Genomic DNA, 19,739 nt, shown 5'->3' with positions numbered 1-19,739 from the left:
CAGTAACTTTTGATGTTCCACTAGAGCCCCAGAATGATCCACAGTAAACCCCTTACAACCCATATATCGCAAAAAATAATAGGGTATCTAAAATAACTTCAAAAAAATAAACTAATAATATATAAGATGTCTTCTCTTTTTGTATTTTAGAAAACATACGCTCAAAAAGACTTAATACATTTTATATAATGAAATTGAAAAGCTTATTTATCACTCTTTTATTAATTACTAATTCTATAACCGCACAACAAATCACTTGTTCGGCAAAGGATAAAGAAATTTTTACTCAAAAAATAGCACAACTTAAAAAAGGATATACTCCTACAGCAGATTTTGGAAAAACGATAGTGTATGTAGGCAAAACCTTTTTAGGTACTCCATACGTAGCCAAAACCTTAGAAATAGGCACAAAAGAATCTTTGGTTATTAACTTACAGGGGCTGGATTGCACCACTTTTGTAGAAAATGTATTAGCTTTTGGTTTACTACTTAAAAATAATAAAGAGGATTTTGAAGCGTATACCAAATACCTAGAAAAAATACGATATAAGGATGGTGTCCTAAATGGGTATGCCTCTCGCCTACACTATTTTTCAGAATGGATAGCTAATAATCAACAAAAAGGAATTATAAAAAATAATACTGCAGATATTGGGGGAGTCGAAATAGAAAAAGAGATCAATTTTATGAGTACGCACCGCGACCTGTATCCTTTTCTTAAGGAGGATAAAAACTTTGAAGGTATACTACAATCCGAAAAAGTCGTTAGTGAATCTTCTTTTTGCTTTTTACCAAAAGAGGAAGTGAAAGAAAATGAAGAATCTATTGCATCTGGAGATATTATTGCATTAACAACTTCTATAAAAGGATTGGATATTACCCATACCGGTATCGCTACCCGAGAAAAAGATGGCAGGATACACTTGCTACACGCTTCTTCTAAGGGGCAGGTTGAAATCTCTGAGTTGCCACTGGTAGATTATCTTAAAAAAATAAAAAATAATATAGGGATTATGATTAGTCGACCACAATAAAAGAGTATTCTTCATAACATATAGTTCTTTATTTACTCTTCTATAGTTTTGCTATATTTAACCTAAATCACTAATTTAGTGTAGCTAAAGAAGAAGAAAATGATAGTATCCAGAACTAATATTGAAAAAAAACTAAGTGCTCTTAGAAATAAAGAATTTGACCCCGAAACTTGGGAATACCAAGTACGGAAAATATTTGAAAGAGAAGAAAGTCACGAAAATAAAATTCTGAAAAACCTAGATACTTCTTCTTCTATAATAGCTAAAAATTACTTTGATCCAGATCATTTAGATACACATAGGATATACCATTTGGATCAAATCAAAAGTATTTGTGTAGATTATAGATTACGTTTTTTAGATTTTAAATACTTTAAAGGCAAATTACCTATTTCAGCACTGTCTGCTATTAAAGAGCTAGAGAAAAAACATCAAACAGAACTTATTGGATTTAAAATAATGGCACCTTCTAAGCTTTTTAAATTAGAAAATGCAGACGATCCCCTACTCTTTGCTCCTATGGGTAATGATTATTTTTATTTAATTCATAAATGGGGCAACGACTTGCACCCTATGCGTAAAAGTATGATGTGGTTTTTTAAAAGTTTCGAAAACTTACTTATTCTTACCTTTTTAATAAGTCTTTTGGTTACTTTTATGGTTCCTAATGGTATGTTTACTAAACATAGTAATGCTTCTACACATATTATGATTTTTTTCTTTATGTTTAAGTCATTAGCTGCTATCGTTTTATTTTATGGTGTTGCCCTAGGCAAAAACTTTAATTCTGCTATTTGGAACAGTAAATATTTTAATGCTTAATAACGGTACAACATATGTTTCCTGAAAGTGAATATGAAAGATTATATACAGGAAGTTTGATTAATATTCAATTTTTGCAAACTTTACTACAAGAAAAAGGAATCCATTCTATCGTTAAAGATGAAATGAAATCTGGTATGATGGCTGGCTTTGGAGGAGGTATTCCGGATCATATTCAACTTTTTGTTAAAAAAACAGATTTAGAAACAGCATTACCAATCGTTAAAAACAATCTATCTTAAAAAATTATGGAAGAAGAAAACAAATCTCCCCGAAGAAAATGGGATTTAATTATAGGGATTGCTCTTATATTATTTGGAGGAATAAGACTATACGACCGTTTACAGGCAGAAGCAGAATGGTCTTTTAGATCCATGATTACTATACTATTTATTGGATATGGAGGATATTTAATCTATCGTTACTTTCAGAATAAACCTAAATAACAAATTCAATTCGACTTTATTGTTTTTTAAAGTAATCTAAATTATTCAAAGAAAAGAAGTATTGTTCTCTTCTTTTTATATTAATTAATAACCTCGGAACAAGCTCACGAGGTTATTGATTGGGTTTTTTCGGAAAAATTGGAGAGCCCTCTGATATTGCCGAGGTTGTAACATTTCTTGCCAGCGATGAAGCAAAATGGATTAATGCTCAAAATATTGGTATTAATGGAGGAATGTCTTAAGAAAACAGAAAAACCTGTAACTTCTCATATAGTTTTTTGATTACCATACGCTATATATTTGTGTAGGCTTTTATACATTTACACTTTATAATATAAGCTTATTCTAATACAAGATACTCTAGATTTAGAATAACATTTTTCTTTTACGAACCAGTAACCATATTACTATGGGAGCTCCTATCAGAGAAGTAATAGCATTAATAGGCAAAGTATATTCACTAGATGGCAACTGTGCAATACTGTCACAAATTAACATAATAATGCTACCTAGTAATATTACTGCAGGAATTAAAGTTTTATGATTTGAAGTATGAAATAATAATCTGGTAAGATGGGGTACTGCAAGACCTATAAATGCAATAGGGCCAGCAAAAGCAGTAACACTACCTGCTAATAAACCTGTAGCTATAATAATAAGAAAACGGCTTTTTTTAATATTTAACCCAAGGCTTCTAGCATAGTTTTCTCCTAATAATAAGGTATTTAGTGGTTTTATAGAAAGAATGGCTAATAACATCCCTACTAAAGATATACTAAAAAAGAGAAGAACATCATACCAACTAAGGTTTCCTAAACTACCAAATCCCCAAAATACATATTGCTGTAATTGGTTTGCAGGAGCAAAATAAGAGAGCACACTTACTATTGCAGAAGTTATGCTACCAAACATAAGTCCTATAATTAGTATTGCCATAGTATCTCTAACTTTAACTGAAATTACCATTACAGCAAATAATACTAATATACTTCCTAAACTTGCAGCAATTACTAATCCCCATTTTGAAACTAAAAAAGTAGAAAAAACAATACCAGTAAAGGTGCTACTTAGTATTAACAAAGCTACTCCTAGTGTTGCTCCTGAACTGATACCTAAAACAAACGGCCCTGCCAAAGGGTTTCTAAACATGGTTTGCATTAACAAGCCAGAAACCCCCAGCCCACTACCAACAATGATAGCTGTAATTGCTTTTGGCAATCTATAATCTATGACAATATGTCTCCAGGATTCTTTTTCTACATTACCACCAATTAAACTATTTACAGTATCAGACCAAGGTATAAATACAGAACCTAAACTTATGTTTACTATAAAACAAATAAATAAAAAGAGAAATATCCCTAAAAAGACACGTTTATATGATTTGATTGGAGTCAATTAGTTTAATTTTTTGAAAAAATAAGGTTCATAATCAATTAATAATTCTGGATGTACAATTTTAATAATATCTTTTAAAATTAAATCCGGACGCATTGGTCCTAATTCATAATAAATCAACCCTTCTTTTGCTCCAGTTTTTAACGAGTAAGAATATACGTTTTTATTTTTAAATGCGTCAAAAGCTTCGTAACGAAGGTTTTTTTCTTTAAGTTCTTCTAAAGATTTGGAATTACCTACTCCTATCCATAGCTCTGCATTCTGTCCTTTTTCTAAAACACTTTCAAAATTTAGTGTTAAACTACCAGAATGGTTATTATCTGCCCATAAATAAGTTGTGTTCGCATCTTTTAAAAATTGAGCCATAAAACTATTTCCGCCAGGTACATACCAAATATCTTTAAACATACTACCAGATAGTACAGTCGGTGATTTTTTTACATTTTCAGCAAGAGTAACAGCTCTATTATATTCCTTTTTTATATTTTGAAAAATATGCTCGGCAATTGTTTCTTTTCCAAAAAATGCAGCGATAAACTTTATCCATTCTGCTCTGCCCAAAGGGTGTTTTTCCATCCAGGAACCATTCATAACTACAGGGATTCCTGTTTTTTGAATTAGATCATATGCTTTGGTATCTCCTGTTGCCGAAAAACCTATTATTACTTCAGGAGAAAGTTCGAGAACAACCTCTGTATTCAAATCATATTCTTTACCAAGTTCCTTGATCTTTCCTTTATCTATTAAAGCACGTGTTTTTTCTGAAGAAATATAATTAGTATGAGGAAATCCTACTAAGTGATTTTCAAGATTCATGTATTCTAACATAGGAATATCGGTAGTAGAAGTAACTACAACTCTTTCTATAGGGACTTCGATAAATATCGAATTAGCAGAATAAAAAGGTTTTTTGGTTCCTTTTGGATATAATATATAGGTTAAATCCTGTTTAGCATCTGGCCATGGGGTAGTGACTTTTATTTTTTTATAATCCTTATAATTCTGGATAGTAAACCCTGTAGCATATTCAATCTTTTGAGCAGAGAGATACATTGCAGTAAGTGGGTCACTATTTTCTTCTTTTTTCTTACAAGATATACTTAACAGAAATAAAAAAGAAAATTGGAGCAGGGTACGCATGAAAAATATTTTTTGTAAAAATAGTAAATCAGTAATAAGTTTCGCTCCAAAGTAGTATTTCATTACTCTATTATTATCCATGTGCTTTGGTTCATTATCATTTTATTAAATAATAGTGATTAATTGATAATCAAAATAATTAATCCATCGTATTTTAACCATTTGTTATCTTAAAGCTAAGGTAAAAAGAGGTTAAAAAAATGACCTTTGAATACCTAACTCATATAATATATCAATGAAAAATCTACAATATTACGTTGCTATTTTTACACTGCTTCTTTTTTTTTCTTGCTCTGAAGACGATAATAATATAAAGGATTACGAGAATCAAATAAAATCTCAAAAAAATAAAAATAGAAATACTGAAAGTTTAACAATACTAAGCTATAATATATTTCACTTGCCTGGGATTGCACTAATAAAACAATATAAAGAAGAAGAGAGGTCAAAAAAACAGCTTCAGGTTTTAACAAAAATGGCTCCTTCATTAGATGTTATTGTTTTTCAAGAAGGGTTTAACCACCATGTCGAAACACATTTGTTTAATAAATTAAAAAACATATACCCTTATAACACAGTACTTGTTGGTCAATATTGTAGTGCAAATTCTAATTGGGATTCTATTAGCGGAAACTGTTCTAACAGCATGTTTGTTGTTAATGGAGGTGTACGGATTTTTAGTAAACATCCTATAGATAGCAAAAAACAATATGTATTTAATAATTCTGGTTTTGGAACAGCAGATTATTATTCCAACAAAGGAGCCGCTTATGTAGAGGTTACTAAAAACGGTAAAAAATATCATATTGTAGGAACTCATTTACAGGCAGATCAAGAAAATTATAATGGAAGTACTGTTAGAATAAATCAATTAAAAGAAATTAAAAACTGGGTAGATAGCATGGATATCCCTGTATCAGAACCATTAATCTATGCAGGGGATATGAATATAGAATATACAGATACCCCTTCTTATACCAGTATGAAAAGTATTTTAAATTCTAAAATATATTATTCTTTTAATCCCTCTACAGATATAGGAACGTATTCTAATACCAATACTTTGGTTAACAAAGAGTATCCAGATTATAATAATACTTTAGATTATATTTTAATAAGTAAAGATCATAAAAAACCTATTTATATACCACAAATGGAAGTATTACAATTTGTGCGAGATAAAGAAGATCTATCGGATCATAATGCTATAAAAGCAACATATCGTTTTAATCCTTCATAGAAAATTTAATAACTTTATAATATAGTATAGCTATCCTATGGTTTCTACGATATAAATTTAGAAAGCTATAAAATCCCCGTAAAGAAAATCAAATCATTTTTGATTTAGGCTAAAAAAATCAGAGGTAACATTTTAGTTTGCCCCTGAATAAATTCGAGGTGTTCTTCTAAATTTTAAACTTAATATATTTGAGACATAAAATACAAGAAATGATTTTCGCAAATAAATTCAGTTAAGAGCTGTTATTATTTCAAAATAAATCTTATAAAAATCAATACTATATACTTGATTAAAATAGGATCTATTGCAATACCTATATTTAGGATTCATTAAGTATAACAATCTGATCAGAGCAAATACTTTGATAATAGTCAAAAAAATACTATTTAAAATCAAAGTATATTTGTCTATCCAATAAATTTTCTTACTACTTTTAAATATTCGATAATCACATACTGATAATGTACTTACAAGAACTAAAAAACTCTCATAAACTTATTAAACCATTTATACATAATACTCCTGTATTTACTTCAAACCTACTAAATCAAATTTCAGATGCTCAGGTTTTTTTTAAATGTGAAAACTTTCAACGTATGGGTGCATTTAAAATAAGAGGAGCGACTAATGCTATTCTTAAATTATCTGAAAAACAAAAATCAAAAGGTGTAGTAACACATTCCTCTGGAAATTTTGCTCAGGCGGTTTCTCTTGCTGCATATAATCTAGGGGTAAAAGCATATATCGTAATGCCATCTAATGCTCCTAAAGTAAAAAAAGAAGCCGTAAAAGAATATGGAGGTATTGTTATAGAATGTCCCTCTACTTTAAAAGATAGAGAAACAACCGCTACACAAATTGAACAAGAAAAAGGTGCTGTTTTTTTACATCCTTCTAATAATCTCGATGTAATATTAGGGCAAGGAACTGCTGCAATAGAATTGTTAGAAGATCATTCTGACCTAGAATACATCTTTACTCCTGTAGGTGGTGGTGGGCTCATTGCAGGAACTGCTTTAGCTGCTAATTTATATGGTAATAATTGTAAAATTATAGGAGGAGAACCTTATGAAGTAAATGATGCATACCGCTCTTTATTAAGTGGAAAAATAGAAACTAACAAAACTACACAAACCATAGCCGATGGGTTAAAAACACAGTTAGGAGATATCAATTTTCCTATAATACAAAAATATGTTACGAAGATAATCTGTGTTGAAGAGCAGGAGATTATTACTGCAATGCGATTAATTTGGGAACGTATGAAAATAATTATAGAACCATCTTCTGCCGTTGCATTCGCCGCTTTATTAAAAGAAAAAGAACAATTTAAAGACAAAAAGATAGGAATCATTATATCAGGAGGTAATGTCGATCTTAAAAATCTACCTTTTTAAATACTAAACTATTTTATATAAAATGTATACTATAAAAAAACAATACCCTCTATTTATCTTATTAGTTATTATATCTACTGTACTATGTGCTCAACAAAAAACTATTACTTATAAAACTATAGACTCTTTAATCTATAGTCAAAATGTTACAAATAACATGAATGCCTTAAAGCAGTTAGAAAATAAGTTTATTAAAGACAGTAGTAAAGTAGAATACTGGGAGAGATATGCACAAGCTTGTTTTAACTCGTTTAAATATTCAAAAGCTATAGAAAGTATTGATAAAGTAATTCAAAAAAAACCTAAATATTCTGAAGCATATTTTAAGAAAGCAACGTTTGTTTTAAAAATAAGAAAAGACTTAATAGAAGCGATTGATCTAATGTCTCAAGCAATACGTTATGAAAACAAAGGAGAATATTATTTTTATCGAGGTATTTATCATCAAATGAATACAGATGACCCTAAAGCGATTAAAGATTATGATAGTGCATTAGAACTAGGGTTTGTACATCCTGGGCTATACAGAAATTATGCTATATTATTACTAAAGTGGGATGATCCTAAAACTGCTTTAAATATTATTGAAAAAGCAATACAGCTCAATCCAGATGTAGCTGAAAACTATTCTACACGTGCCCAAATATACATACCATTACTAGAACCCGAAAAAGTATGTAGTGATTTTAAAACAGCGACAAAATTGGGGTATACCAAAAATATAAGTTTACAAAACATTCTTTGCAAAGAAAATTCTACTATAAATAAATACATGATTTTTGGAGATGTTCTTCAAAAAATGGAGAAGTTTGACTTTGCTAAAAAGGCATATAACTTAGCTATAGAAAAAGAAAAAGATTCGTCTAGATATTATCTAAATAGAGGATACTGTCATTTTAAACTTGAAGAATATGATTTAGCAGAAAAAGATTACTTAACAGCATTACAGCTACCTACACCAACAAAAGATTTATTATACGATAACCTTAGTTTACTATACTTTAATCAAGATAAATATGAGAAATCTATAGAATATTCGACAAAGCGTATAGATCTTAACTCAAACAATGAAGTTCCTTATATAGATCGAGGGCTAGCATATCGAAAGCTCGGAAAATATATAGAAGCTGAAAAAGATTTTAATACTTCTCTTTCTATAAAACCTACTTTTTTTAGAGCTTATGGCTACAGAGCATACTTGTTTTTTGAAAAAGGGGATTTTAACAAGGCTTTCGAAGATGCAAAAAAAGCTATTTCTTTAAATCCTGAATATGGATATGGACATGTTGTTCTTGGCTTATCTAAGCAAAAACTAAATATTGATGGGTTTTGCACCGATTTTAAGACTGCAAAAAAATACAATGGTCTAGATGCAGATAAAGCTATTGCAGCATATTGCAATACAGAAAAATAAAAATAAGACATTCCTAGAAAATGATTACCCTGCTTGTTTAATAAATTAACAAGCAGGGCTCTAAAATAGTTGGTTTTTAATTGTCTTTTTAAAACCTTTATATTCTTGGCAAGTCCCCTTCTCCTTTCAATGGTAAATTAGAGGTTTCCATTAAGTACATATCTACATGATATGCTGCTTGTCTGCCTTCTGCTATTGCCCAAACAATCAAAGACTGTCCTCTACGAGTATCTCCTGCTGCAAAAATGCCTTTGACGTTAGTTGTATAATTATCTTCTGTAGCCTTTATATTCGTTCTGACATCCATATCAACCCCTAACTGTTCTGCAATAGTAGGTTCTGATCCTGTAAACCCTAGAGCCAGTAATGCCAATTCACATTTCCACTCTTTTTCTGTATTCGGGATTTCCTTTAATGTAAAACGACCATTTTCTTTTACCCACTCTACCTCAGTCGTAATCAAACTTTTTAGGTTTCCATTTTTATCTCCTATAAATTCTTTGGTCGAAATACTCCAGTTACGTTCTACTCCTTCTTGATGTGAAGAGCTTGTACGTAAACGCATAGGCCAAAATGGCCAGGGTTGGTTTGCAGGGCGCTCAGTAGTTCCTTTACCCATAATTTCAAAATTTGTTACTGAAGTTGCTCCGTGCCTTACAGAAGTTCCTATACAATCTGATCCTGTATCTCCACCTCCTATAACTATTACATTTTTATCGGTTGCAAGTATCTCTTCTCCAAGATCTTTGATTCCATCTACTCGACGATTATTTTGGGGTAGAAAATCCATTGCTTGCACTACTCCTTTTAAATCCACTCCTTTTACAGGTAAACCTCGTCGAACTGTTGCTCCTGTACATAATACAACAGCATCAAAATCCGATTTTAGTTCCTCTGCTCTAATATCTTTTCCTATATGGATATTTGTTTTAAAAACAATCCCTTCTTCTTCTAAAACAGCCACTCGACGATCAATTACCTTTTTTTCCATTTTAAAGTCGGGAATACCATATCGCAACAGCCCTCCAACTTTTTCATCTCTTTCAAAAACAGTAACCAAGTGTCCTGCTCGATTTAATTGTTGTGCTGTTGCTAATCCAGAAGGGCCAGATCCTATTACTGCTACTGTTTTGCCTGTTCTTTCTTTTGGAGGATTGGCTTTTACCCATCCATTTTTAAAAGCTTGTTCTACAATATTTTTTTCGATATTCTCAATGGTTACTGGATCTTCATTTATACCCAAAACACAGGCTTCTTCGCAAGGTGCCGGACATAATCTACCTGTAAATTCGGGAAAATTATTGGTAGCGTGCAAAATAGTAGACGCTTTTTCCCATTTACCACGATATACTGCATCATTAAAATCTGGAATCAAATTACCTAAAGGGCAACCACTATGACAAAACGGAATACCACAATCCATGCAACGAGCTCCTTGATTTTTAAGTTGTTCTTCTGGCATTTCTACCGTAAACTCTTTATACTTTTTAATACGATCTTTTACAGGCTGGTACTGTTCGATCTCCCTTTCAAATTCTAAAAATCCAGTTATCTTTCCCATGTTTTATATCGTTTTATGCTTGCGCTAATTTTTCTTCTTCTAATCGTTTTAATGCTTGTTTATATTCTTCTGGGAATATTTTTATGAAATTTGACAATTCGTTCTCCCAGTTCTCAAGGATTCTTTGTGCCAAGGGGCTTAAGGTTGTATTGTAGTGGTTTTCTATTAATACTTTTAACTCTTCTATATCTTTTTGTTCTTTAAGAGACTCCAGATTAAGTGCTTCTTTATTGCAATGTGCTTCAAATGTCTTATTGCGATCATAGATATAAGCAATCCCTCCAGACATTCCTGCTCCAAAATTTCTACCTACTTCTCCTAGAATTACCGCAACACCTCCTGTCATATATTCGCATCCATGATCTCCTATGCCCTCTACTACAGCTATTGCTCCAGAGTTACGCACACAAAATCGTTCTCCTGCTTTGCCATTAATATAAACTTCTCCTGCAGTGGCTCCATACAAAGTAACATTACCTGTAATTACATTATTTTCTGGAATGATGGTAGACTCTTCTGGCACTTTAATTATCAATCTTGCTCCAGAAAGTCCTTTTCCTAAATAATCATTAGTATTACCATTTACTATCATAGTTAAACCATTAGTAGCAAAGGCTCCAAAACTTTGACCAGCAGCTCCTTTAAAATTTAATTTTAACGTATTATCTGGCAATCCTTGCGCTCCATAAATTTTAGAAATCTCATTACTTAATATAGTTCCTACGGCTCTATCTGTATTACAAATATTAAAATCTAAAACTGTTTTTTCTTTTCGGAAAAGCGCAGGATGTGCTTGCTCTATAATTTTAAAATCTATGGATTTTTTTAATCCATGATCTTGTTTTTCTGTATTATATATTGCAACTCCTTCGGGAGTTTCTACCTTATGTAAAATCGGTGTTAGATCTACTCCTGCTGCTTTATAATGATTTAGCGCTTTTTTATGATCTAATTTACCGACTTGCCCGACCATTTCATTTATGGTACGAAAACCTAACTGCGACATAATCTCACGCAGTTCTTGTGCTACGAAATACATATAATTTACTACATGTTCTGGTTTTCCTTTAAACTTTTTACGTAATTCAGGATTTTGAGTAGCGATACCTACTGGACAAGTGTTTAAGTGACATACTCGCATCATTATACATCCAGACGCTACAAGTGGTGCTGTTGCAAAACCAAACTCTTCTGCTCCTAACAAACATGCAATAGCTACATCACGCCCTGTTTTTAATTGTCCATCACATTCTAATACGATACGGCTACGTAAATTATTACCCACTAAAGTTTGTTGTGCTTCTGCCACACCTAACTCCCATGGTAAACCAGCATGTTTTAAGGATGTTAAAGGGGATGCGCCTGTACCTCCATCAAATCCAGATATCAAAACAACATCTGCTTTTGCCTTAGCAACGCCTGCTGCAATTGTTCCTACTCCTACTTCTGATACTAATTTTACATTTATTCTGGCTTCTCTATTTGCTGATTTTAAATCATAAATTAGTTGGGATAAATCTTCTATAGAATAAATATCATGATGTGGTGGTGGTGAAATCAAGCCTACATAAGGAGTAGAGTTACGGGTTTTAGCTATTTCTGGGTTTACTTTTGGCCCTGGTAACTGCCCTCCTTCTCCAGGCTTAGCTCCTTGAGCCATTTTGATCTGGATTTCGGCAGCATTTGTTAAATAGTTGGAAGACACTCCAAATCTACCTGAAGCTACTTGTTTTATAGCACTATTTTTCCAATCTCCATTTACATCTTTATAAAAACGTAAAGAATCTTCTCCTCCTTCTCCCGAATTACTTTTTCCTCCTATACGATTCATTGCAATAGCCAAGTTCTCGTGTGCTTCTTTACTGATAGATCCATAAGACATTGCTCCTGTTTTAAAACGTTTTACAATTTCTGTCCAAGGTTCTACTTCTTCTAACGGAATTGGATCATAATTAGAAAATTCTAATAACCCCCGAATTGTCATTAAGTTTTTAGACTGCTCATTGATCAGCTCTGCATATTCTTTATAAGTCTTAGGATCATTATCCCTGACTGATTTCTGTAATTTGGCAACAGATAATGGGTTAAACTGGTGTTTTTCTCCATTACGTCTCCATCTATATTGCCCTCCTATTTCTAAATCTAAAGTAGCTGCTACTTCTTGTTCTGCATATGCCTTTTTATGACGTTTTGATATTTCTTTTTCAATTTCATATAACCCAATACCTTCAATACGAGTAGCTGTATTAGGAAAATACTGATCTACTACCTTTGCATTAATCCCTATACACTCAAATAATTGAGAACTTCTATAAGAATTTAAAGTAGATATCCCGATCTTGTTCATTACTTTTAAGACTCCTTTGCCTACTGCCTTATTGTAATTTTGTATAGCATCATCAAAACTTAGATTAGAAATAGTACCCTCTTCTATTTGTTCCTTTATAATTTCATTTACCATATAAGGATTAATTGCACTTGCTCCATAACCAAACAATAAAGCAAAATGATGTACCTCTCTTGGTTCTGCAGATTCTATAATGATACTAACTTTAGAACGTTTTCCTAATTTTTGTAATCCACTATTTACATAAGAACATGCTAATAATGCGGGAATTGGTGCTTTGTGCTTGCTTACATTCCTGTCAGAAAGTATAACCACATTTGTTTCTTTGTCAATTACCTCTGATACATTTTTAAGTAATGTTTCTAATGCATCCTCAAGTCCATTTAAACCTCTGTTAACATTATAAAGTGTAGGAATAGAAGTTACTTTAAACCCTTTATCTGTATATGTTTTTATTTTGTCTAAATCTTCCTTAGATATTACAGGGTTTTGAATTTTTAGTTTTTTACAATGTTTTTCATTAATATCGAAGATGTTATGATCTGCTCCTAAAGTAAGGCTAATATCCGTTATTAACTCCTCTCGAATACCATCTAATGGGGGGTTTGTTACCTGAGCAAATAATTGTTTAAAATAATTATAAATCAACTGTGGGCGCTGTGATAATATCGCTATCGGCGTATCCGATCCCATAGAGCCTATTGGTTCTTTACCTAACTGCCCCATTGGAGCAATAATAGTGTCTATATCTTCTTGTGTATATCCAAAAATCGATTTTCGTTTTGCAACGGTTTCTTCTCCTAAAAATAATGGACAATCATTATATGCTATATCTTTTAAATAGACCAGATTGTTATTTAACCATTCTCTATAAGGGTGCTGAGATGCTATTTTTTCTTTTATTTCTTCATCATTAATAATTCTTCCTTGATCCATATCTACCAGAAACATTTTCCCTGGTTCTAACCTACCATGGTATTCAATATTAGCTGGTTTTAAATCTACTACTCCTGTTTCTGAAGACATAATTACATACCCATCTTTGGTTACACTATATCTAGAGGGTCTTAATCCATTTCTATCTAATACGGCTCCTATATAGTTACCATCTGTAAACGGAATAGATGCAGGGCCATCCCATGGCTCCATCGTACAAGAATTATACTCATAAAATGCTTTTTTAACATCAGACATTTCTGGGTTTTTTTCCCAAGCCTCTGGAACCATCATCATCATCACTTCTGGCAATGATCTGCCTGTCATTAATAACAATTCTACTACCATATCCATAGAAGCAGAATCGGATTTACCTTTTAATATTACAGGAATTATTTTTTTAATATCCTCTCCAAACCAATCACTTTTTAATAATTCTTCTCTGGATCGCATTCTGGTTACATTACCTCTTAATGTATTAATTTCTCCATTATGACACATATATCGAAAAGGCTGTGCAAGATCCCAAGTAGGAAATGTATTGGTGGAAAAACGTTGATGTACCAGTGCCAATCTTGTAACCACTTTGGGGTTCATAAGATCTGTATAGTACAACTTAATATCCTCTGGTAACAATAGCCCTTTAAATATTAATGTTTTTGTAGACAAACTTGGTACATAAAAAAACTTACTTTCGGATAATTTAGAACTATATATAGTATGTTCTGTTATTTTTCTGGCTGTAAATAACTTTAAAATAAAATCAAAATAGCTTTGTTCTTTATTTTCTTTACTTATAAATATTTGTTTAATGAAAGGTTCTGTAGTAGCAGCAATCTTTCCTATATGTGTATGATCTACAGGAACATCTCTCCATCCTAACAAAACAAGCCCTTGATCATTTATGTTTTTTTCAAATGTTTCTATGCAAAACTGTCTTTGATTCTCTTTTTTTGGTAAAAAAACATTACTTACGGCATACTCTCCTGATTCTGGTAATTTAAAATTACAATGCTCTACAAAAAAATCATGAGGGATATCAATAAGAATTCCTGCTCCATCACCTGTTTTGCCATCTGCACTAACTGCTCCTCTATGTTCTAATTTTTCTAGAATCTCTAACGCTTTGTGAATAATATCGTTTGATTTTTGCCCCTCTAAACTACAAATGAATCCGGCACCACATGCGTCGTGTTCAAATTCTGGTAGATACATACCTTGTTTCTTCATATTATTTTTCCGATCTAAAAAATGGTTCTTACCGATGAAATTAACAAAACATTAATGAATAGAGAAGAAAATTGAAGTAATCCATATTACTTTTCTGAGCTCCCTAAAAAAACAGCTTCTTAAATAAAACAATCCTAAAATAATGACTTGTAATTATGAATTTGACAATGCGTTTTTTAAGAAAAAAATACAATTCTGACAAAAACACAGTCTATTGATTATCAATAATTTCAGTCGAAAACGTTTTCGCTATAAATTCAAAAAAAACCACATCACAGATCATCATTTTTTAAATAAAAATGAATACCCCTTATTTTTTATAGGTTAAAAATATAATATCAATAAAAATATATAATTACACCCTTAATTTTTATATGTTAATAACACAATATTATATTTTTGAATCGAAACAATATTAATTTAATCTTTTTTATGAAGAAAATAGAAGCAATTATCAGAAGATCAAAATATCGTGCAGTAAAGGAGGCTTTACACAATAAAGGTGTAATGTTCTTTTCATATTGGGATGTTACTGGGGTTGGCCATGAGCAAAAAGGTAGTGTTTATAGAGGTATCTCTTATAGCACTACCGATATACAAAGAAGATATTTATCTATAGTTGTAAACGATGATTTTGAAGAGGCTGCAATATCTGCTATTCTGGAAGCTGCCAAAACAGGAGAGGTTGGAGATGGAAAAATATTTGTTTCTGACATACAGGAAGCATATAGAATTCGCACAGCAGAAAAGGGAGAAAACACCTTAATCTAGTTTACCACAATTATTACAAAACATCCAACTAAAACAAACAATAAATTTAATATCAATTAAAAATGGAACTTTTAACCACAAACAATGTATGGATGATGCTATGTACTGCATTAGTATTTTTTATGCACTTAGGGTTTTCTTTTTTAGAAATAGGATTAACTCGTCAAAAAAACACAATCAATATACTTTTTAAAAATGTATTTATTATATGCGCAGGATTATTACTGTATTACATTGGTGGATTTAATTTAATGTATCCCGGATTTGAAGAAGGAGATTTTGGGTTTTTAAAATTTGCGGGATTTGGCATTACTGCACCAGAAAACGGTATGACTCCTGAATACGCTAATGGAGGATATACTTGGTGGACAGATTTCTTATTTCAAGGAATGTTTGCTGCCACTGCTGCCACAATCGTATCTGGAGCTGTCGCCGAACGTATTAAACTTGGCTCTTTTATGATTTTTAGTATTATATATATAGGCTTAATATACCCTATAGTTGGTTCCTGGCAGTGGGGAAAAGGTTTTTTATCTACTTTAAAAATTGGAGAAGCAGAAGGTTTTTATGACTTTGCAGGATCTACATTAGTGCATTCTGTTGGAGGTTGGGCTGCTTTAGTAGCTGTAATTTTACTAGGTGCCAGAATAGATAAATTTACACCAAATGGCAAACCACAGGCAATCCCTGGGCACAATATACCTCTTGCTGCTGCTGGAGTGCTTATTCTTTGGCTTGGATGGTTTGGTTTTAATGGTGGATCTGTACTTTCTGCAGATCCTTCGGGAACTTCATTAGTACTAGTTACTACTTGCCTTGCAGCAGCAGCAGGAGGTATTGGAGCTTTTGTTTTATCTTCCATCTTATACAAAAACTACGACCTCACTATGTTTTTAAATGGAATATTAGGCGGACTAGTTGGGATTACCGCAGGAGCAGACTTAATGTCTCCTAATGAAGCTGTTGTTATTGGCTTACTTGCAGGTATAATTATTATACTTGGAATTGCATTCGTGGATAAACTAAAATTAGATGACCCAGTAGGCGCTATTGCCGTTCATTTAATCTGTGGTATTTGGGGTACATTAGCAGTAGGGATTTTTGGATCTAAAGCTAGTTTAGATCAATTTTTAGTACAAGGGATTTGTATTCTTATTGTTGGAGGGTTTTGTATCATTAGTGCTTTCTTAATTATTTTTGGACTTAAAAAAACAATAGGGATTCGAGTTTCTGAAAAAGAAGAAGTTGATGGATTAGATAATCATGAACATGGTATGGATGCCTATCCTGATTTTAGAATTAACCAGCATTAGAAAATGTAATTTCTAAATTAATTACTAATGAGCTTTTTATATGCATAAAGAGCTCATTAGTAATATCATTTTAATGGATAAGATCTTATTTTTTGAAAAAGATCACTTTTTTTATATGGCTTAGTGATAATACCATTCATTCCTGATTGACCGATTTTTTTAATATTTTTTTCTAAATCAACAGCTGTAAGCGCCAATATGATAACCTTTTTATTAAACTCTCTTATTTTTTGTGTAGTTTGTAAACCGTCTTGACCTGGCATGTGAACATCCATAAAAACAATATCAAAATTATTTTTATGTATTTTAGCGATAGCTTCAACACCGTTATCCACAATTATACAATTTGCCCCTGCACTTTCTAAAACTTTTTTTGTTATCATTAAATTAATTTTATTATCATCTACTATCAGTATATGATATCCTTTTAATATTTTTTCACAATCTTTACCTTTTAAATTAATAGTAGTTATTGTTTGTAAATTTTGCTTCATTTCTATATCAAAAGAAAATGCAGTTCCTTTGTCTTTTTTTGACTCTAATTGTATAGAGGATTTGTATAAATCTTCTATAATTTTTTTTACAATATATAATCCTAAACCAGATCCTCCTGTATTTTCATTTATATGATTAACTCCTTTAAAACCATTAAAAATGTCTGCTTGTAATTCTTTTTCAATACCGATCCCATCATCTTTTACCACAAAACGAAACATAATTGTATTTTCTATTTTAGTTAACTGAATTACTTTTACCCAAATATTTCCGTTAACCGTAAATTTAATCGCATTAGAAATAAGGTTAATAAAAAGCTGTGAAATTTTTAAACGATCGCCTATAACATTAGTTTCTGTTCTTGGTGATATATCGATATGTAATGTAGTATTGTTTTTATGAAGTTGATATGAAAATGAGTTTCCTATTTCTTGTAACATTTCGTCCAGACAAAAAGCATCTTTATTTAATCTTACATTACCTAATCTAAACTTAGAATACTCCAAAGCATTATTAACCAAACTAGACAGATGATTATTAGAGAATTGTAGTGTTTTTAAAAATTCTTTTCTTTGTGTTTCGTTTGTTGTATTTTCTATAATCTCTATTAATCCTTGTATTGTATAAATAGGTGTTCTTAATTCATGGCTCATTACAGAAAAAAATTGATTACGCTCTTCATCAACAGCTAATAACTCTTCATTTTTGTCTTTTAATTTTTTATTAATTTTATTATTTTGACTGTAAGATCTAAAGACATAAGCGCTAAAAATAATTGCTAACAATAACAAAAAACTAATTAGAAAACTTATTTGAGCATAATTTTTTTTTAATTGAATATTTGTGTTATTGATAATAGAAAGTTTTTCTGTATCATTTTTATTTTTAGCAATTTCATATATAAAATCACTTGCATTAGAAGCCCGTTCTTTTAATTTTTTTATATAAACTTCTTGATATTTATTAGATAAAGATTGATGATAGAATACAGAATCAATATTTTTATCAAATTCATAAAAATATCGAGCTTTATATTGACTTATAAGTCTTAGATACTGATCTCGTTCTCTTTTAACAAAAAGAAGAGAATCTTTATTTACTTCACCTAGTAATTGATAGGATTTTTTGTAATCCTCTTTTTTTTCTATTAAAGCCATTGCCAAGTGTAATTTTAGCTCATTACGAACAACTTTATTTATAGATTTAATTATACGTTTGCTTTTATCTGTAAAATCAAACGCGTCTAATTCTAAAATAGCTTTATTAGTAGTATCTATTACTTTTTTGTATTGTTTTCTACGCATACAACTAATTACGTAATCCGTATAATTTAAGAAAACAGCTACTGAATTATTTTTTTTGTTTTCTACAATATTTATCGCGTATAAACTATCTAATTCTTTGTACATATTAACCTCTCTATAGATTCTTAAAATCATACCAGAGATTCTTTCTTTATATAATTTATTGGGTGTTTTATTTGAATATTTTTGAGATTCTAAAAGGTATTTCAAAGCTTCCTTAAATTTTGCTGAACTATTAAACAGAACTCCATAATTATAGTTATAAATTACCCAAAAATTATTGTGCTTTGTATGTTGATACTTTTTATAAACAGTATCTAATACAGTTCGTGCTTCTACAATACTATCATTCTTGATTAATCTAGAAACTATTTCTTCGATACTATCTATAGATTTATGAATTACTGTTTTCTCTTGCCCAAAACTTACATTACAAAAAAACAACAAAATTATAATAGTTTTTTTGACATTCGTACTCCATACTTTCATAAGCTCTATTTGTTCTTACTTTTTATTAAATATAATAAATCTATTTATAATTCATACAAAGTAAGATTTATCAAATAAAGTATATCTTTTGAAGAATACTAATAAATGTAAAAGCTAAATTAAACTTTCATATTTAAACAGCACAAAAGACTATATGCGTGTTATTTACACCGTTTTTTTTATTGTAAAAAAAATTGTTTTGTATTTAATGTTTTGTATAAAAAAACAGGTATTAAGGTTCTCTTCTACTATTAACTTAAGTACTTATACGATTTACGAATAAAAATCTCGCATATAATCGCATTCTTTTTCTACTATATTTTCTTCATAAAATGAAACAATAGCTATGACTATTCTTTAATTTGATTCATCAATCTAGCGAAAAACCTTTGCAATTATTTA

The 19,739-nt window shown here is 30.8% G+C and carries 15 protein-coding genes; 10 read left to right on the top strand and 5 right to left on the bottom strand.

Annotation, left to right across the window (positions count from 1 at the left end):
* Positions 1-188: 188 nt before the first annotated feature.
* The 5 genes from H527_RS0120790 (at position 189) to H527_RS23730 (ending at position 2,544) form a co-directional block, all read left to right on the top strand.
* The gene (locus tag H527_RS0120790; RefSeq protein WP_035089416.1) at positions 189-1,034 is read left to right on the top strand and encodes an N-acetylmuramoyl-L-alanine amidase-like domain-containing protein; all 846 of its coding nucleotides are present in this window, start codon (positions 189-191) and stop codon (positions 1,032-1,034) included.
* A gap of 99 nt (positions 1,035-1,133) precedes the next feature.
* Complete coding sequence (locus H527_RS0120785) at positions 1,134-1,856, top strand: hypothetical protein (protein WP_027414419.1); 723 nt, start codon at positions 1,134-1,136, stop codon at positions 1,854-1,856.
* Positions 1,857-1,870: 14 nt separating this feature from the next.
* Positions 1,871-2,098 (top strand): putative signal transducing protein, encoded by a 228-nt coding sequence (locus H527_RS0120780; RefSeq protein WP_027414418.1) that lies wholly within the window; start codon positions 1,871-1,873, stop codon positions 2,096-2,098.
* A 6-nt stretch (positions 2,099-2,104) separates the two neighbouring features.
* The gene (locus tag H527_RS0120775) at positions 2,105-2,302 is read left to right on the top strand and encodes a hypothetical protein (protein WP_027414417.1); all 198 of its coding nucleotides are present in this window, start codon (positions 2,105-2,107) and stop codon (positions 2,300-2,302) included.
* Positions 2,303-2,421: 119 nt separating this feature from the next.
* Complete coding sequence (locus H527_RS23730) at positions 2,422-2,544, top strand: SDR family oxidoreductase (RefSeq protein ID WP_081414667.1); 123 nt, start codon at positions 2,422-2,424, stop codon at positions 2,542-2,544.
* A gap of 124 nt (positions 2,545-2,668) precedes the next feature.
* Here the strand turns inward: H527_RS23730 and H527_RS0120765 are convergent, their stop codons facing one another.
* Both H527_RS0120765 and H527_RS0120760 read right to left on the bottom strand, forming a co-directional pair.
* Positions 2,669-3,700 (bottom strand): FecCD family ABC transporter permease, encoded by a 1,032-nt coding sequence (locus H527_RS0120765; protein ID WP_027414416.1) that lies wholly within the window; start codon positions 3,698-3,700, stop codon positions 2,669-2,671.
* Complete coding sequence (locus H527_RS0120760) at positions 3,701-4,840, bottom strand: ABC transporter substrate-binding protein (protein ID WP_027414415.1); 1,140 nt, start codon at positions 4,838-4,840, stop codon at positions 3,701-3,703.
* Positions 4,841-5,075: 235 nt separating this feature from the next.
* Here H527_RS0120760 and H527_RS23400 point away from each other — a divergent pair, with 235 nt between their 5' ends.
* From H527_RS23400 to H527_RS0120745, 3 genes are all read left to right on the top strand, one after another.
* The gene (locus H527_RS23400) at positions 5,076-6,080 is read left to right on the top strand and encodes a sphingomyelin phosphodiesterase (RefSeq protein WP_051316896.1); all 1,005 of its coding nucleotides are present in this window, start codon (positions 5,076-5,078) and stop codon (positions 6,078-6,080) included.
* Positions 6,081-6,541: 461 nt separating this feature from the next.
* Positions 6,542-7,477 (top strand): threonine/serine dehydratase family protein, encoded by a 936-nt coding sequence (locus tag H527_RS0120750; RefSeq protein ID WP_027414414.1) that lies wholly within the window; start codon positions 6,542-6,544, stop codon positions 7,475-7,477.
* Positions 7,478-7,499: 22 nt separating this feature from the next.
* The gene (locus H527_RS0120745) at positions 7,500-8,891 is read left to right on the top strand and encodes a tetratricopeptide repeat protein (RefSeq protein ID WP_027414413.1); all 1,392 of its coding nucleotides are present in this window, start codon (positions 7,500-7,502) and stop codon (positions 8,889-8,891) included.
* Between the two features lie 97 nt (positions 8,892-8,988).
* On the opposite strand, the gene H527_RS0120740 is transcribed toward H527_RS0120745, so the two are convergent.
* Together H527_RS0120740 and gltB are read right to left on the bottom strand one after the other, a co-directional pair.
* A complete protein-coding gene (locus tag H527_RS0120740) occupies positions 8,989-10,452 on the bottom strand; it encodes a glutamate synthase subunit beta (RefSeq protein WP_027414412.1) in 1,464 nt (487 codons plus the stop codon).
* 13 nt (positions 10,453-10,465) lie between these two features.
* Complete coding sequence (gene gltB / locus H527_RS0120735) at positions 10,466-14,965, bottom strand: glutamate synthase large subunit (RefSeq protein WP_027414411.1); 4,500 nt, start codon at positions 14,963-14,965, stop codon at positions 10,466-10,468.
* Positions 14,966-15,397: 432 nt separating this feature from the next.
* Here gltB and H527_RS0120730 point away from each other — a divergent pair, with 432 nt between their 5' ends.
* Together H527_RS0120730 and H527_RS0120725 are read left to right on the top strand one after the other, a co-directional pair.
* Positions 15,398-15,736: a P-II family nitrogen regulator gene (locus tag H527_RS0120730; protein WP_027414410.1), complete on the top strand. Its 339-nt coding sequence runs from the start codon at positions 15,398-15,400 to the stop codon at positions 15,734-15,736.
* Positions 15,737-15,798: 62 nt separating this feature from the next.
* The gene (locus H527_RS0120725) at positions 15,799-17,049 is read left to right on the top strand and encodes an ammonium transporter (RefSeq protein WP_027414409.1); all 1,251 of its coding nucleotides are present in this window, start codon (positions 15,799-15,801) and stop codon (positions 17,047-17,049) included.
* Between the two features lie 65 nt (positions 17,050-17,114).
* On the opposite strand, the gene H527_RS0120720 is transcribed toward H527_RS0120725, so the two are convergent.
* A complete protein-coding gene (locus H527_RS0120720; RefSeq protein ID WP_027414408.1) occupies positions 17,115-19,337 on the bottom strand; it encodes a response regulator in 2,223 nt (740 codons plus the stop codon).
* Positions 19,338-19,739 lie beyond the last annotated feature (402 nt).

Origin of the sequence: Aquimarina muelleri DSM 19832, assembly GCF_000430665.1 — a bacterium.
Taxonomy (GTDB): Bacteria; Bacteroidota; Bacteroidia; order Flavobacteriales; family Flavobacteriaceae; genus Aquimarina; species Aquimarina muelleri.
The sequence above is the reverse complement of the archived record's forward strand: the minus strand, read 5'-3'. Positions and strand labels throughout refer to the sequence as shown.

Coding starts and splice junctions, on each gene's coding strand:
- H527_RS0120790 (WP_035089416.1), top strand. CDS start 189: ATGAAATTGAAAAGCTTATTTATCACTCTTTTATTAATTACTAATTCT.
- H527_RS0120785 (WP_027414419.1), top strand. CDS start 1,134: ATGATAGTATCCAGAACTAATATTGAAAAAAAACTAAGTGCTCTTAGA.
- H527_RS0120780 (WP_027414418.1), top strand. CDS start 1,871: ATGTTTCCTGAAAGTGAATATGAAAGATTATATACAGGAAGTTTGATT.
- H527_RS0120775 (WP_027414417.1), top strand. CDS start 2,105: ATGGAAGAAGAAAACAAATCTCCCCGAAGAAAATGGGATTTAATTATA.
- H527_RS0120760 (WP_027414415.1), bottom strand. CDS start 4,840: ATGCGTACCCTGCTCCAATTTTCTTTTTTATTTCTGTTAAGTATATCT.
- H527_RS23400 (WP_051316896.1), top strand. CDS start 5,076: ATGAAAAATCTACAATATTACGTTGCTATTTTTACACTGCTTCTTTTT.
- H527_RS0120750 (WP_027414414.1), top strand. CDS start 6,542: ATGTACTTACAAGAACTAAAAAACTCTCATAAACTTATTAAACCATTT.
- H527_RS0120745 (WP_027414413.1), top strand. CDS start 7,500: ATGTATACTATAAAAAAACAATACCCTCTATTTATCTTATTAGTTATT.
- H527_RS0120740 (WP_027414412.1), bottom strand. CDS start 10,452: ATGGGAAAGATAACTGGATTTTTAGAATTTGAAAGGGAGATCGAACAG.
- gltB (WP_027414411.1), bottom strand. CDS start 14,965: ATGAAGAAACAAGGTATGTATCTACCAGAATTTGAACACGACGCATGT.
- H527_RS0120730 (WP_027414410.1), top strand. CDS start 15,398: ATGAAGAAAATAGAAGCAATTATCAGAAGATCAAAATATCGTGCAGTA.
- H527_RS0120725 (WP_027414409.1), top strand. CDS start 15,799: ATGGAACTTTTAACCACAAACAATGTATGGATGATGCTATGTACTGCA.
- H527_RS0120720 (WP_027414408.1), bottom strand. CDS start 19,337: ATGAAAGTATGGAGTACGAATGTCAAAAAAACTATTATAATTTTGTTG.